At 43.4% G+C, this 16,021-nt stretch carries 14 protein-coding genes and 1 tRNA gene; 12 read left to right on the top strand and 3 right to left on the bottom strand.

Annotated elements, in window-relative coordinates:
* The first annotated feature begins 12 nt into the window (after positions 1–12).
* On the top strand, positions 13–177 hold the full coding sequence (locus PGU50_RS04230; protein WP_270246190.1) for a hypothetical protein: 165 nt from the start codon (positions 13–15) through the stop codon (positions 175–177).
* Positions 178–274: 97 nt separating this feature from the next.
* Here the strand turns inward: PGU50_RS04230 and PGU50_RS04225 are convergent.
* Positions 275–346, bottom strand: a tRNA-Arg gene (locus tag PGU50_RS04225).
* Between the two features lie 258 nt (positions 347–604).
* Between PGU50_RS04225 and PGU50_RS04220 the strand changes: the two genes are divergently transcribed.
* The 6 genes from PGU50_RS04220 (at position 605) to PGU50_RS04195 (ending at position 11,438) form a co-directional block, all read left to right on the top strand.
* A complete protein-coding gene (locus PGU50_RS04220; RefSeq protein ID WP_270246189.1) occupies positions 605–1,228 on the top strand; it encodes a hypothetical protein in 624 nt (207 codons plus the stop codon).
* Between the two features lie 252 nt (positions 1,229–1,480).
* A complete protein-coding gene (gene argS, locus PGU50_RS04215) occupies positions 1,481–3,247 on the top strand; it encodes an arginine--tRNA ligase (protein WP_270246228.1) in 1,767 nt (588 codons plus the stop codon).
* Positions 3,248–3,298: 51 nt separating this feature from the next.
* Positions 3,299–4,444, top strand: coding sequence for an alanyl-tRNA editing protein (locus PGU50_RS04210; RefSeq protein WP_270246188.1), 1,146 nt, complete (start codon positions 3,299–3,301; stop codon positions 4,442–4,444).
* Positions 4,445–4,463: 19 nt separating this feature from the next.
* A complete protein-coding gene (locus tag PGU50_RS04205) occupies positions 4,464–5,243 on the top strand; it encodes a CPBP family intramembrane glutamic endopeptidase (protein ID WP_117556074.1) in 780 nt (259 codons plus the stop codon).
* 147 nt (positions 5,244–5,390) lie between these two features.
* Entirely contained in the window at positions 5,391–9,926 is a 4,536-nt protein-coding gene (gene gltB / locus PGU50_RS04200; protein ID WP_270246187.1) for a glutamate synthase large subunit, read from the top strand.
* A 12-nt stretch (positions 9,927–9,938) separates the two neighbouring features.
* The gene (locus tag PGU50_RS04195) at positions 9,939–11,438 is read left to right on the top strand and encodes a glutamate synthase subunit beta (protein WP_055296895.1); all 1,500 of its coding nucleotides are present in this window, start codon (positions 9,939–9,941) and stop codon (positions 11,436–11,438) included.
* A gap of 104 nt (positions 11,439–11,542) precedes the next feature.
* Here PGU50_RS04195 and PGU50_RS04190 read toward each other — a convergent pair whose 3' ends face one another.
* Positions 11,543–11,911 carry a VOC family protein gene (locus PGU50_RS04190; RefSeq protein WP_117556070.1) on the bottom strand — a complete coding sequence of 123 codons (369 nt, stop codon included), beginning with the start codon at positions 11,909–11,911 and terminating at the stop codon, positions 11,543–11,545.
* Between the two features lie 385 nt (positions 11,912–12,296).
* Between PGU50_RS04190 and PGU50_RS04185 the strand changes: the two genes are divergently transcribed.
* A complete protein-coding gene (locus PGU50_RS04185) occupies positions 12,297–13,463 on the top strand; it encodes a C40 family peptidase (RefSeq protein ID WP_270246185.1) in 1,167 nt (388 codons plus the stop codon).
* Between the two features lie 164 nt (positions 13,464–13,627).
* Here the strand turns inward: PGU50_RS04185 and PGU50_RS18215 are convergent, their stop codons facing one another.
* Positions 13,628–13,837: a zinc-ribbon domain-containing protein gene (locus PGU50_RS18215; RefSeq protein WP_442872528.1), complete on the bottom strand. Its 210-nt coding sequence runs from the start codon at positions 13,835–13,837 to the stop codon at positions 13,628–13,630.
* Between the two features lie 140 nt (positions 13,838–13,977).
* On the opposite strand from PGU50_RS18215, the gene PGU50_RS04180 reads away from it, so the two are divergent.
* From PGU50_RS04180 to PGU50_RS04165, 4 genes are all read left to right on the top strand, one after another.
* The gene (locus PGU50_RS04180; protein ID WP_330672452.1) at positions 13,978–14,364 is read left to right on the top strand and encodes a site-specific integrase; all 387 of its coding nucleotides are present in this window, start codon (positions 13,978–13,980) and stop codon (positions 14,362–14,364) included.
* A gap of 155 nt (positions 14,365–14,519) precedes the next feature.
* Positions 14,520–15,059 carry an RNA 2'-phosphotransferase gene (locus PGU50_RS04175; protein WP_181988845.1) on the top strand — a complete coding sequence of 180 codons (540 nt, stop codon included), beginning with the start codon at positions 14,520–14,522 and terminating at the stop codon, positions 15,057–15,059.
* Positions 15,060–15,061: 2 nt separating this feature from the next.
* Entirely contained in the window at positions 15,062–15,589 is a 528-nt protein-coding gene (locus PGU50_RS04170; protein WP_330672451.1) for a metallophosphoesterase family protein, read from the top strand.
* A 269-nt stretch (positions 15,590–15,858) separates the two neighbouring features.
* Complete coding sequence (locus tag PGU50_RS04165; RefSeq protein ID WP_156330618.1) at positions 15,859–15,996, top strand: hypothetical protein; 138 nt, start codon at positions 15,859–15,861, stop codon at positions 15,994–15,996.
* The last annotated feature ends 25 nt before the right edge of the window (positions 15,997–16,021 follow it).

The following is a 16,021-nucleotide window of genomic DNA, read 5'->3' as shown; positions in this document are numbered from 1 at the left end:
GGAGGCTTCAAGATGAAGAAAACCTATATCCTATATTGCTGCATAATCAGCGTTATTCTAATGCCGTTCAAATGGTTTGCACCGGAGAATATGACGGATTTATCGGAATGGGGATTGAAGTGTATTTCCAATCCGGTTGGAATCGTGTTGCTCATTATTGGTGTTCTGCTGATTTAGGCAAAGCGTATAGAAGCAAAAGAACGGATTCAGGTGGGAATTGGATTAGTGGCAATAAAAAAGACTGTCAAGCCATAAAAGCTTCACAGTCTTTTCACGTCCCTGATCAGAATCGAACTGACGCACCCGCCTCCGGAGGGCGGTGCTCTATCCACTGAGCTACAAGGACATTTACTAATATAGCACTTGCCCAGAAAAAAATCAAGAAGAAATTTCGAACAGGACAAGTAAAACGGGATGAACAGAATAGCAGCCGAAATACCATTTGAAAGTGATTTGATACACAGAGTGGGCATCAGCATAAAGCAATTTTAATGCAGAAAAAGAATAAATAATCGCTTCGACAAAACCAGTCAAAACAAGTCTTCCTTCGCTATTGACGCAAAAGCGGGCATTGCGTATGATAGGTGGCAAAGGAGGAAATGCCATGTCGGAAGAAAAAAGGATGCCCGTCCTTACAGGCAAAAAGAAGCAGATTTTTTACACTGGTCTTGTGTATCTGCTGGTCTGCTTTATGACGGCGGGAGTCACCGTTTTTCTTACGAAAGAGAAAAAAGATGAGGTAAAAGAAGTAAGTGCAGTTGTTACAGAAGAGCCAAAAGTAAATACCGGGTACGCAGCGATGGAAACCAATCCACTTCTGGAGAACCGAGACGAAGAGCTTGCGGGTGCAGTAGAAGCATACTATCAGGAACTTTCCGGAAAAGAAGCCTATGCCGAAGCATACGATGGGATTGCGATTTACACGAAAGACGGCAAAGCAAAAGGCAGCAGGATCCTGTATGTACGGTACAATATGAAGATCCGTGGAATTTACACTGAAGTACCGGGACTTGAAACCTTATATGCGGTCAAGGACAAAGATGGAAAATTCGATATTCAGGCAGAGATCTCTGACGAGCAGATTCAGACGATAATTGAAGAAGTTTCCGCACAGACAGATGTGCAGGAGCTGTTTGCACAGGTAGAAGCGGATTATGAACAGGCACTTGGTTCAGATGCAATGCTCGCACAGGCGGTGGAAGATCTGAAAAATGCAGTGGATCAGTAACACTGTAAATACAGCGAGCCAGTAACGTCTGAAAAAAGCGGTAAAGTCTATGAAAAAATGTTGTGCGTCAGCAGAAGTGGATGCTGTCTTGCCGAAAAATCATAAAGAATGCAGAATTTCAGGCAACATCCAGTCTCCGGATTACGATTTTCTATTGCGCTTACATAAGGATTCAGATATAATAAATAAAGCGGCGCAGGCAAAGAGTCTGCGCTAACGTTTATGATGAAAAAGAGAGGAACGATCGATACTATGAAGAAGATCCTGGATCTGATTACAGAAGAAATGGAACAGGCATTTGCAGATGCCGGATACGAGAAAGAACTGGCGCGTGTTACACTTTCCAACCGCCCGGATTTATGTGAATATCAGTGCAATGGTGCGATGGCAGGTGCAAAAAAGTACCACAAAGCACCGATCATGATCGCAGAAGAAGTTGTGGCAAAGATTCCGGAGAACGGATATATCAGCGGAGCAGAAGCAGTTAAGCCAGGTTTCATCAACCTGAAGACCAACCCGGCAGCAGTCGCAGATTATCTGAACCAGATGGAAGCAGACGAAAAGCTTGGCGTGGAAGAAGTAGAGAATCCAAAGACAATCGTCATTGATTACGGCGGACCGAACGTGGCAAAACCGCTTCACGTCGGACATCTCCGTTCCGCGATCATCGGAGAAAGCGTAAAGAGAATCACCCGTTTTATGGGCAATAAAGTAATTGGTGATATCCACCTTGGAGACTGGGGATATCAGATGGGACTGATCATCACAGAACTGAAGAAGCGCCAGCCGGATCTTCCGTATTTTGATGATAATTTCACCGGAGAATATCCAAAAGAAGCACCATTTACCATCAGTGACCTGGAGGAAATCTATCCGGCAGCGTCCGCTTATGCAAAAGAGCATGATGATTACAGAGAAGAAGCACTGGATGCGACCTTCCAGCTGCAGAGCGGAAAGCGCGGTTACCGTGCAATCTGGGATCACATTATGAATGTGTCTGTGACAGACTTGAAGAAAAACTATGCGAACCTGAATGTCGAATTTGACCTCTGGAAAGGGGAATCTGACGCACAGAAATACATCCCGGATATGGTGGAAAGACTGAAGAAGGAAGGCTATGCGCATATTGATAATGGAGCACTCGTGGTAGATGTCAAAGAAGAGACCGATACCAAAGAGATCCCACCGTGTATGATCCTGAAGTCCGACGGTGCAGCACTTTATGATACCACAGACCTTGCAACACTGGTAGAGCGTGAAGAACTGTTCCAGCCGAACGAAGTCATCTATGTAGTTGACAAACGTCAGGAACTGCATTTTGTACAGGTATTCCGCTGCGCGAAGAAGACCGGCATTGTAAAAGAGGATACAAAACTTACTTTCCTTGGATTTGGTACGATGAACGGAAAAGACGGAAAACCATTCAAGACCAGAGAAGGCGGCGTTATGCGTCTTGAGAACCTGATCCGCGAGATCACAGAAAAGATGTATGAAAAGATCACAGAGAACCGTACAGTATCGGAAGAAGAGGCAAAAGCAACAGCGAAGATGGTCGGAATGGCTGCAATCAAATACGGAGACCTCTCCAACCAGGCAGCAAAAGACTATGTATTCGATGTAGACAGATTCACTTCTTTTGAAGGAAATACAGGTCCGTACATCCTGTACACCATCGTTCGTATCAAATCAATCCTGAACAAGTACAAAGAATCAGGAAAGAGTATGGACGATATCAAGATCCTTCCGGCTACAAGTGAGAGCGAAAAGGCTCTGATGCTGGAAGCTGCGAAGTTTGGCAGTGTGATGGAGAATGTATACGAAGAACTTGCACCACACAAGATCTGCGCATATATTTATGATCTTGCAAATGCATTTAACCGTTTCTACCATGAGACAAAGATCCTGGCAGAAGAGGATGAACAGAAGCAGAAGAGCTACATTGCCCTTCTTACACTGACAAGAGACATTTTGACAACCTGCATCGATCTGCTTGGATTTGAAGCACCGGAAAGAATGTAAAAAGGCAGAAGCATCAGAAGTAATGACAATACGATAAAGAGGCGAGGACATATGACAGAGAAATTGTTTTACACAGACAGTCACATGCAGGAATTTACTGCGGAGGTTGTGTCCTGCCGCCCGTGTGATAACGGATATGAGGCAGTTCTTTCAAGAACTGCCTTTTTTCCAGAAGGCGGCGGTCAGGCAGCAGATACCGGAGTGATTGACGGGATCAGAGTATATGATGTACAGGAAAAAGGAGAACAGATCTTTCACTATCTGGAAGGAGAACTGGAAGAAGGAAAGACCGTGACCGGTCAGATCGACTGGGACAAACGTTTTTCACGGATGCAGCAGCACAGCGGAGAACATATCGTATCGGGAATTGTTCATGCACGTTTTGGATATGATAATGTGGGATTCCATTTGAATGATGAGTTGTGCACTCTGGACTTAAGTGGCCCGCTCACGAAGGAGGAGCTTCGTGAGGTAGAGGATGCGGCAAATGAAGCGGTATTTGCAAATGTACCGGTTCGGGTGAGTTATCCGTCCAAAGAAGAATTGAAGACGCTGGATTACCGCAGTAAAATTGAGATTGACGGACAGGTGCGTATCGTGACGATACCGGGATATGACGTGTGTGCCTGTTGTGCACCGCATGTGTATTTTACCGGAGAGATCGGTCTTGTCAAACTGGTGCAGAGTCAGAATTATAAAGGCGGTATCCGGATCACTATGCTGTGCGGAAGAAGGGCACTGAAGGATTATCAGCAGAAAGAAGAAAGCGTGAAGGCGATCATGGGAAGCCTTTCAGCGAAGGAAGAATTGATTGCTGAGGCAGTTGAACGCGTAAAAGAGGAATGTACACAGCTGAAGAGTGAACTTGCAGAGACAAGATATCAGATTCTTGAAGCACAGGCAGAAAAAATCCCGGAGGGACAGAAAAAGGTCTGTATTTTTGATAGCAAATTAAGTGGGAATGAACCACGTGAGCTTATGAACCTTGTACTGAAAAAAGGAACAGAAGTATGTGCGGTATTTGCAGGAAACGAAGAGAGTGGATATCGTTATGTGATCGGCAGTGAGACAGAGGATGTGCGCCCGTACAGCAAGATCCTCAAAGAACAGTTTGACGGAAGAGGCGGTGGAAAACCGGTCATGGTACAGGGTTCTGTAAATGGAAGTGAAGAGGCAATCCGAAAAGTTTTTGAGTAAGAGAAGGCGGAGATGAAGAATGCGAGACAGGAAAACAGGGAGAATTATCTGGTATTTGTTCAGTGCGGTTCTGGTCAAATGGGGCGTTGAGATTGCAGTCGCTACATTTGCCCTTTCCTGTGGTCTGCACAGCAACATGGGAATCGGGGCGATATCTTCGATCATTACGATTCCGATGATTGGGTGGATCTACAGGAAGGATCAGGGACGTTACGAAAAAGAGCAGGAATCCTGGTGGAAATATAAAGCCGCTTCCGGATACGGAATGTGGTTTGTCATGCTTCTTGGCGCAGTGACTGCATGTGTGGCAATGAATGATATTGTCATGTTGATGAATATGCAGAAGATCAGCAGAGTTTACCAGAGCATGGAGCAGACCATCTACAGTGCGCCACGCTGGCTTCAGATGGTGGGAGCCGGAATGCTGGCTCCGATTGCGGAAGAACTTGTTTATCGGGGCATGATCTATCGGCGGATGAGAGAGAGCCTCACAGCCATGCAGGCAGGTGTGTTTGTGTCAATCCTGTTTGGAGTGGGGCATGGTAATCTGCCACAGGGACTTTACGCGATGGTGCTTGGATTTCTGCTTGCCGGTATTTATGAGAAATTCCGGAATATTGCAGCTCCAGTCCTGTTCCATATTGTTGTGAATATTACGTCATTATTGCTTTCGTGGTATGGAGGCTTTGAATGGATCCTGGGAACAGAGGGAAAAGCAGTTGGAATTACTGTACTGGCTACGTTGATTACTGTTATAATTTATGTAAAAATAAAAAATATAAGACAGGAAATACGATAATTAACTGAAAAATACTGGAAAAGTTCGCGAAATAAATAATATCTGACAATTTCTGTATAATTAGGGGTTTACTTTTGCAGACAAATGCTGTATAGTGTTAAATCATAAAAGCAACAACAAAACCGTTTTACAGAAAGGGCAGGTTATATGAGCGTAATACAACAAAATACAGAACAAGGCTTATACAGCCCTGATTTTGAGCATGACAACTGCGGTATCGGAGCTGTTGTGAACATTAAAGGGCAAAAGAGTCATGATACAGTCGCAAATGCGCTGAAAATCGTAGAAAATCTTGAACATAGAGCTGGCAAGGATGCCGAAGGGAAGACAGGAGACGGTGTAGGAATACTGTTACAGATTTCGCACAAGTTCTTTACAAATGTCTGTCGTCCCCTCGGCATCTTTTTGGGTTCTGAGAGAGATTACGGTGTGGGAATGTTTTTCTTCCCACAGGACGAACTGAAAAGGAATCAGGCAAAAAATATTTTCGAAGTTATTGTCGAAAAAGAAGGACTGAAATTCCTTGGATGGAGGGAAGTGCCGATCCGTAAAGAGATCCTTGGAAAGAAAGCACTCGAATGCATGCCGTGTATTATGCAGGGATTTATCGAACGACCGAAAAAAGTAAAACAAGGACTGGATTTTGACCGCAGACTTTATGTGGTAAGAAGAGTCTTTGAACAGAGCAGTGATGATACCTATGTAGCATCCCTGTCAAGCAGAACCATCGTGTACAAAGGAATGTTCCTTGTAAAACAGCTCCGGATGTTCTTTGAAGATTTGCAGAACCCGGATTATGAATCTGCAATTGCAGTTGTACATTCCAGATTCAGTACAAACACTAATCCAAGCTGGGAAAGAGCACATCCGAACCGTTTCATCGTACATAACGGAGAGATCAATACCATTCGTGGCAATGCAGATAAGATGCGGGCCAGAGAGGAAAACATGGAATCCGAGCATCTGGAAGGAGAACTTTATAAAGTCCTTCCGGCAATCAATACCGCAGGTTCCGATTCTGCCATGCTGGATAACACGCTGGAATTCATGGTGATGAGTGGCATGCCGCTTCCGTTGGCAGTTATGATCACCATTCCGGAGCCATGGGCACAGAATGCAACGATGTCACAGAAGATCAAGGATTTCTATCAGTATTACGCAACGATGATGGAGCCATGGGACGGACCGGCATCCATCCTGTTCTCAGATGGAGATATTTTAGGAGCCGTACTTGACCGAAATGGGCTGAGACCTTCCAGATATTACATCACAGATGATGATACACTGATCCTTTCTTCTGAGGTTGGTGTTCTGGATATCCCGCCGGAGAAGATCGTAGTCAAAGAAAGAATCCATCCAGGTAAGATGCTTCTTGTTGATATCGTTCAGGGGCGTGTCATCGACGACCAGGAACTGAAAGAAGAATATGCGGCAAGACAGCCTTATGGCGAATGGTTGAACAGTCAGTTGGTCAATTTAAGCGATTTAAAGATCCCGAATCAAAAAGTACCGCAGTATTCTAGAGAAGAATGCCAGAGACTGCAGAAAGCATTTGGATATTCTTACGAAGAAGTGAAGACTTCTATTTTAAATATGGCAATGAATGGAAGCGAAGGAATCGGAGCCATGGGTATCGATGCACCACTTGCCGTTCTTTCTGAGCAGCATCAGTCTCTGTTTGGATATTTTAAACAGTTATTTGCACAGGTAACGAACCCGCCGATCGACGCGATCCGTGAAAAAATCGTGACTTCGACAACGGTATATGTCGGAGAAGAAGGAAACCTTTTGGAACAGAAAGAGGAAAACTGTCATGTACTGAAGATCAATGATCCGATCCTGACAGATACCGATCTCCTGAAGATTCGTAACATGAAAGTCGACGGTTTCCGTGTGGCAGAAATTTCTACTACTTATTATAAAAACTCCAGCCTGGAAAAAGCGATCGATTATCTGTTTATCCAGGTAGACCGTGCAATCCGTGAAGGCATGAATATCCTGATCTTAAGTGACAGAGGTGTGGATGAATATCATATTGCAATCCCGTCCCTGCTTGCAACCTCAGCGGTTCATCAGCATCTGGTAAGAACTAAGAGAAGAACAGAGGTTGCCATGATCCTTGAGACCGGAGAACCAAGAGAAGTACATCATTTTGCAACCCTTTTGGGATATGGTGCATCTGCGATCAATCCGTATCTTGCACATGAATCGATCAAACAGCTGATCGATACAGATATGCTTCAGAAAGATTATTATGCAGCAGTCAATGATTATAATGAAGCTGTTATAAGCGGAATTGTCAAGATTGCATCGAAGATGGGAATTTCCACGATCCAGTCTTATCAGGGATCCATGATCTTTGAAGCGATTGGATTAAAACCGGAATTCATTGAAAAATATTTCACCGGAACTGTCAGCCGTGTCGGTGGTATCGGACTGGAAGAAATTGCAAAAGATTATATGGCAAGGCATTCCGAGGCCTTTGATCCGCTGGGACTTTCCGTAGATCTGACGTTGAACAGTGTGGGACAGCACAAGTCGAAGAGCGGTGGTGAAAAGCATCTGTACAACCCGAGAACGATCCATATGCTCCAGCAGTCTACAAGGCGCGGGGATTATGAAATGTTCAAGCAGTACACACAGATGGTTGATGAAGAATCCAAAGGAATCACACTCCGTGGACAGATGGACTTCAATTATCCAAAGAAAGGAGTTCCGCTTTCAGAAGTAGAGAGTGTGGATTCGATCGTGACCAGATTCAAGACCGGTGCAATGTCTTACGGATCAATTTCAAAGGAAGCACACGAAACCCTTGCCCTTGCAATGAATGCACTGCACGGTAAGTCAAATTCCGGTGAAGGCGGAGAGGATATCGAGCGCCTTGGAACCGACAGAGGCTCTGCGATCAAACAGGTTGCCAGTGGACGTTTTGGTGTTACAAGCAGATATCTTGTCAGTGCAAAAGAGATCCAGATCAAGATGGCGCAGGGAGCAAAGCCTGGAGAAGGTGGACATCTGCCGGGGGGAAAGGTTTATCCTTGGGTAGCAAAAACCAGACATTCTACGCCGGGTGTGGGACTGATCTCACCGCCGCCGCATCACGATATTTACTCGATCGAAGATCTGGCACAGCTGATCTATGACTGTAAAAATGCAAACAAGGATGCAAGAATTTCTGTCAAACTGGTATCTGAAGCCGGTGTCGGAACGGTTGCAGCTGGTGTTGCAAAAGCTGGGGCCGGACTGGTTCTGATCTCCGGTTATGACGGAGGTACAGGAGCAGCACCGAGAAGTTCTATCCATAATACCGGACTTCCGTGGGAGCTTGGACTTTCTGAAACACATCAGACACTGATCCAGAACGGACTGAGAGAAAGAGTCCGTATCGAGACAGACGGTAAGCTGATGAGCGGCCGCGATGTGGCGATCGCAGCACTTCTCGGAGCAGAGGAATTTGGATTTGCGACGGCACCGCTTGTAACCATGGGGTGCGTAATGATGCGTGTATGTAACCTGGATACCTGCCCGGTCGGAATTGCAACCCAGAATCCGGAACTGAGAAAGAGATTTGCCGGAAAACCAGAATATGTCATCAATTTCATGCGTTTTATCGCGGAAGAATTAAGAGAATATATGGCAAAACTTGGCATTCGTACTGTGGATGAACTGGTGGGAAGGACAGACCTTCTGAAAGTGAGAGATGTGCCGACATCCAAACGTGCCGCAACACTGGATCTTTCCAGAATCCTCAATAATCCGTATGCAAAAGAGAAGAAAGGCATGATCTTCAATCCGAAGAAAGTCTTTGATTTTGAACTAAATAAAACACTGGATGAAAGAGTTCTGGTAAAGGAACTTCTTCCGTCACTGGAAAAGAAACAGAAGAGAATCCTGGAGCTGGATGTAAAAAATACAGACCGTACATTCGGCACAATCTTCGGTTCTGAGATTACAAGACGTTATCCGGACGGACTGGAAGAAGACAGCTATGTGCTGAAATGTAAGGGCGCAGGCGGACAGTCATTCGGAGCATTTATACCAAAAGGTCTGACGCTGGAACTGACCGGTGACAGCAATGATTATTTTGGAAAAGGACTTTCCGGTGGTAAACTGATCGTTTATCCGCCGACTGGTGTGAAATTTAAAGCTGATGAAAATATTATTATTGGTAACGTAGCGCTTTATGGTGCAACAAGCGGAAAAGCCTATATCAATGGTGTGGCAGGCGAACGTTTCTGTGTCCGTAACTCCGGAGCAACAGCAGTTGTAGAAGGGGTCGGTGATCATGGATGCGAATATATGACTGGTGGACGGGTTGCAATTCTTGGCAAGACCGGAAAGAACTTTGCAGCAGGTATGAGTGGCGGTGTTGCTTACGTTCTGGATATGGACAGTGATCTTTATACAAAAGTCAACAAACAGATGGTTAATATCGAAAAAGTAACATCTAAGTTCGATGTATCTGAATTGAAAGGTATGATCGAAGAACATGTAGCAGCAACCAATTCCGAGACGGGAAAAGAAATCCTGGATCATTTCAAAGAATACCTGCCGAAGTTTAAGAAGATCATTCCGCGTGATTACGAGAGAATGCTGACCCGCATCCTTCAGCTGGAAGAAAAAGGTCTCAGCAGCGAACAGGCAAAAACCGAAGCATTTTATGCGATCAAAGAAGGAAGATAGGAGGCCAAAAACGTGGGAAAAGCAACAGGATTTATGGATTATGACAGACACGATGCAGAGTGCGAATCTCCAAAAGAGAGAATTAAGCATTTCCGGGAATTCCACACGCCTCTGTCAAAAGAAGAGCAGGAAATACAGGGCGCCAGATGTATGGCATGCGGCGTCCCGTTCTGCCAGGCGGGACAGATGATCGCAGGGATGGCAAGCGGCTGTCCTCTGCATAATCTGGTGCCGGAGTGGAATGACCTGATTTATCACGGCAACTGGGAAGAGGCATATTACCGGCTGAAAAAGACAAACAATTTTCCGGAATTTACTTCCAGGGTATGCCCGGGACTTTGTGAGGCGGCATGTACCTGCAACCTGCACGGAAGCCCTGTGACGACTAAAGCAAATGAATATGGGATTATTGAAAATGCTTACGAAAAGGGATATGCAAAAGCATGTCCGCCGAAAGCGCGTACCGGCAAAAAGATAGCGATAATCGGTTCCGGACCTTCCGGTCTCACAGTCGCAGATCAGTTAAATAAACGAGGACATCTGGTAACAGTATTTGAGCGGGAAGATAAGCCGGGTGGACTTCTCCGCTATGGAATCCCGAATATGAAGCTGGAAAAACAGTTCATCGACCGGAAACTTGCAGTAATGGAAGAAGAAGGCATCCGTTTTGAAACTGGCTGCAATATTGGAAAAGATAAGAAATCTGCAGAACTTCTGAAAGCGTTTGACCGGGTGGTGCTTTGTTGCGGTGCATCCCATCCGCGTGATATAAAAGTACCCGGAAGAGATGCTAAAGGAATCTACTTTGCAGTAGATTTTCTGAAATCAACTACGAAATGTCTCTGGAAAAATGAGATGCAGCTGAAAGAAGGCGAATATATTTCTGCAAAGGGCAAAAATGTAATTGTCATCGGTGGTGGCGATACGGGAAATGACTGTGTTGGAACGTCGATCCGTCATGGTGCAAAATCCGTTCTTCAGCTGGAAATGATGCCGAAACTTCCGGATGAGAGAAGCGCTATGAATCCATGGCCGGAGTGGCCGAGAGTCTGCAAGACAGACTATGGTCAGCAGGAAGCAATTGCTCTCTGGGGACATGATCCGAGGGTTTATCAGACAACGGTAAAGGAATTTGTCAAAGATAAGAATGGAAATCTTTGCAAGGTGGTTCTTGTGAAACTGGAAAGCAAGAAGGATGAAAAGACCGGACGTATGATGATGGCAGAGGTCGCAGGAAGTGAGTACACGGTAAATGCAGAACTGGTGCTGATCGCAGCGGGGTTCCTCGGAAGTGAGGATTATGTGACAAAGGCATTCGGTGTGGAAGTCAATGAGCGCACGAATGTTAAAACAGCTCCGGGTGAGTATAAAACGAATGTGCCGAATATATTTACGGCAGGAGATATGCACAGAGGACAGTCGCTGGTTGTGTGGGCAATCCGGGAAGGAAGAGAAGCGGCACAGCAGATAGATCTGGATCTGATGGGGTATACGAATCTGTCAGTACAGTAATTAGTGGCGTTTGATTTTATGAAGGCGTAGCCCGCCGCAAGGTGTAGGAAGTGGTTCCTGCACCTTGCGGCGGGCTACGCCTTTAATGAAAATGTGCAATAGATTTATTTTTCAGGTACGATTTCTAACCAGTAGCCGTCTGGGTCTTCGATGAAGTAGATACCCATGGACTCATTTTCGAAACAGACGCAGTTCATTTCTTTATGGTGTGCGAGGGCGGCATCCATGTCGTCTACGGTGAAGGCGAGGTGGATTTCGTTGTCACCGAGGTCGTATGGGCGGTCCATGTCGCGAAGCCAGGTGAGCTCGAGCTGATGAACGGAGCTTCCATCACCGAGGTAGACGAGCTTAAAACTTCCGTCAGCAGCATCTTTTTCGCGGACTACGGTGAGTCCGAGTGCATCTTTGTAGAATTGAATTGATTTTTCAAGGTCACGTACATTTAAGTTGTTATGGTTGAATTTGAAATTCATAGTGGAATCCTTCTTTCTTATTTAGTATTCTAGATTTATTGATTATGAAGTCAGTTTAGCATAAATAATAAGGATTACGCAAGGAATTCTAAATTCCTTAATTTCTTCTGCAACCAACTAGTTAGTGTTCACTTCCGTGTCAATCACTACGCTGACTGGCACGGAGGATGCATGTTTTATCTTGAATGGCATCTTGCTCATCGCCTTGTGTCCCCATTGGACAGTTGCCTGATTATTAGGAGTGATAACGAAAATATCAGTATATTATGATACCCTAGTAGAATATTACAAAAATGTTAAATTGTATTGCAAAAAATAGAAAAATGGTATATAATCGACCACAGGGTTAGGAAAATAATTAGTAAAAAATATAGGATGGGTGATTATGAGAAAATTTAAACAAGTATTTTTGGCATCTGTTCTTGCAAGTTCAATGGTAGTTACGCCAGTATTTGCAGATGATGTCAGCAATCTGCAGAATAGTAAAAATGCAGCACAGAGCGAAGTGAATTCTCTTCAGTCAGAATTGCAGACACTAATTGAAAAAATGAGTAAGCTGGAAGATGATCTGGTGTCAACAGGTCAGCAGATCACACAGGCACAGGATGATCTTACTGTTGCTGAAGAAAAAGAACATCAGCAGTACGAAGATATGAAGAAGCGTATCAAGTATATGTATGAAGAAGGCAACTCGACTGCGATTGAGACTCTGGTCAGTGCTGAGAATTTCTCAGACTTGCTTAACAAAGCAGAGTATGTTCAGAACGTACATAGTTATGACAGAAAGCAGCTTCAGGAATATATTGATACCAAGCAGCAGATTGCAGATCTGAAAGCACAGCTTGAAGAAGATCAGGCGAATCTGGAGTCTATGCAGTCTGATTATGAAGCAGAGCAGACGACGCTGAGTAATACGCTGGAATCTAAGAAAGAAGAAGTCGCAGATCTGGATCAACAGCTTCAGGCAGCTGTAGCAGCAGCTGAAGCAAAGAGGCAGGCAGAAGAAGCTGCAAAGGCAGCAAAAGCAGCTGAGTCAACAAAGTCAAATTCGACCGTTGCATCGACAAGCAACAGTGGTTCACAGACTGTAGGTAATACAACAAATAACAATAATAACAACACAACCGTTACACCGAGTGCGCCAAGTACACCAAGTACCCCGACAGTGACTCCGGATACAAGTAATAATAACAGCAGTAGTGATAACGGTGGAAGTACATATGGCAACGGAAGCGCTATTTTAAGTGCAGCAGCAGCATACCTTGGAGTTCCTTATGTATGGGGCGGTACTTCGGGAAGTGGTGTTGATTGTTCAGGTCTTGTATACCTGGCACATCAGGCATGTGGTATTCCAATTACACGTAACTCATACAGTCAGGGAAGTGGCGGACAGGCAGTGTCAGACCCACAGCCGGGTGATGTTGTATGTTACGGAGGACATGTGGGAATCTACGCAGGAGGCGGACAGATGATTCATGCACCGCAGCCGGGTGAGGTCGTATGTTATACAAGTGTTAATTATGCATACCACTGGTATAGAAGATACTGGTAAGAATAAGATCTATAAATTCAAAAAATCGATGAAAACGTACATAATTCCATGAGAAGTTAAATGTTGATTTTTGATGAAAAATTGAAAAACGTACAAAATAAAAGAGATTTTCATTTGGCATATGTCATTTGAAAATCTCTTTTTTTGAAACTATTTCATTTACATTAGAAAAATTTCTTTTTTCTGCGACGTCCTTTGCAATAAGGGCAGGATTCCCGATGTCTCTTTTGATAGAAGACTTTATCAGCAGGACTTAAGGGATATTTATGATCAGAACTTCTTTTACAATTCCACCAAACCTTTTGTGAATATGTATCTAATATTTCATCGGGATTTACAAGGTAATAGTTTGCAATAAAATTCCAATCTTCCATTAAATCAGAATGAAGCGCGGCGAAGGATATTTTTCCAGGAAGTGCTTTACGACCGGAACAATAAGGACAATCCGCTTCACCATTTATAACATCGGTGATTCGAGCAGGATAATTACCGTGACAAGTAGGGCAACAATTTATTGGCATCACTAGAGCTGAAAGATAAGGTGAATTGGGACTATTTTATTTTGTTGGTTGCAAAAACAGGAATGAGCTTTTCTGAACTAATTAAGCAATTGCCAGAGGATAAGCCAATTTTTGTTGATGGGGCAGTATACAATTCAATAGTAAACAATATACTTGCAAGACACTGTAAAGAATGCAATATACCAGTAATATCAATTCATGGATTGCGGCATACGCATGCGTCTTTGCTGCTGTTTACAGGCGTATCTATTGCTAGTGTAGCAAGAAGATTGGGACATTCGAGTATGACAACAACACAGAAAACATATTTACATATTATTCAGGAATTGGAAAATAAAGATATTGATTTAGTTATGCGTTCATTATCAAGTTTAAGTTAACGAATTACACGGCTTGCGTTGATTAAGAGTGATAAGAAAATGACCTGATTTATTTATACAAAAATTGGTATAGATAAGTTGGGTCATTTATTGTGCAGTATATTTGATTATGGTAATATAAAGATATGAATTTTCCAAAAGAAAAGAGAATGAAAATGAATTTAACAAGTACAAGTAAATTTGTAAGTTTAATCCTGCGCCATAAACCAGAAACAATCGGAATCCAGTTGGATGAACATGGCTGGGCAAATGTAGACGGGCTGATTGCCGAAATTTCCAAAACCCGTAAATTTAACAGAGAAATGCTGGAAGAAATTGTTCGGACAGATAATAAGCAAAGATTTACCTTTAATGAAGATAAAACAAAGATTCGGGCAAATCAGGGACATTCGATTCCTGTTGATGTAGAATTACCAGCAGCAATACCGCCTGAAACGCTCTGGCATGGAACTGGAGAAAAATATGTTGCATCCATTGATCAACAAGGATTGATTCCAAAGGGTAGGTTATATGTGCATTTATCATCAGACGCAGCTACAGCTACGAAAGTCGGCTCACGTCACGGAAAACCAGTGCTTTATATCGTAAAAACAAAAGATATGTATGACGATGGATATTCATTTTTCTTATCAAAAAATGGAGTATGGTTAACAAAAGAAGTCCCTGTAAAATATTTAATCAAAGAGGAGCAGTAAGGATGATTTATGTAACCGGCGACTGTCACGCTGATTTTACCAGGTTCAATACTAAAATTTTCCCGGAACAATATGAAATGACAAAAGATGATTATGTCATTATCTGCGGTGATTTTGGCGGAGTATGGAATCGCTTTGAAGAAAATAAACATGAGAAGCATTGGATGGACTGGCTGGAAGATCGGCCTTTTACAACTCTTTTTTGTGAGGGGAACCATGAGAATTTTGACAGGCTTTACAGCTATCCTATAGAAAAATGGAATGGTGGAAATGTACATAAGATTAGACCTTCGGTGATCCATCTCATGCGAGGACAGGTTTTTCAACTTTGCGGAAAGAAATTCTTTGTATTTGGCGGAGCAAAAAGTCATGATATAGAAGGTGGAATACTTGATCCAGAAGCACCGGATTTCAAGAAGAAAAAGAAAGAACTGGATAAGGAATGGCTGCCGTATCGTGTGAATCACATTTCCTGGTGGAAAGAAGAAATGGCTTCAAATGAGGAAATGGAAGAAGGATTAAGAAATTAATCTCAGTATAACAATGAGGTAGATTTTATTATCAGTCATTGTTGTGCTACAAGTACTCAGGCACAATTTGTAGATAAGACTTTTTCAGCAGATTCCATGACAGATTATCTGGAGTTAGTGAAGCAGCGGGTAAATTTTAAGAAGTGGTTCTTTGGTCATTATCATGATAATAAGAATATTGGACCGAAAGAAATACTGATATATGAGCAGATTATTCGGATACTGTGAGAAATTATAATTTGTGTATGACGAAGGGAGATTTTCGACATATGTGTAAATTGATGGAAGAATATGAGAAACGTACATTGAACCGGTTCATGAAAAAACTTACTGTTCCGGGCGAAAAATGTAATCTGAAGATGCGGATGAATCTGCGCTATGCATGTTTCAAATTTCTCGGTATGTAAAAAGAATCACTTATCAGAAAAATAA

Source organism: Coprococcus sp. AM11-30B (assembly GCF_027674365.1).
GTDB lineage: Bacteria > Bacillota > Clostridia > Lachnospirales > Lachnospiraceae > Allocoprococcus > Allocoprococcus comes.
Note: the sequence above shows the minus strand (reverse complement) of the source record. Positions and strands in the feature narration are given on the sequence as shown.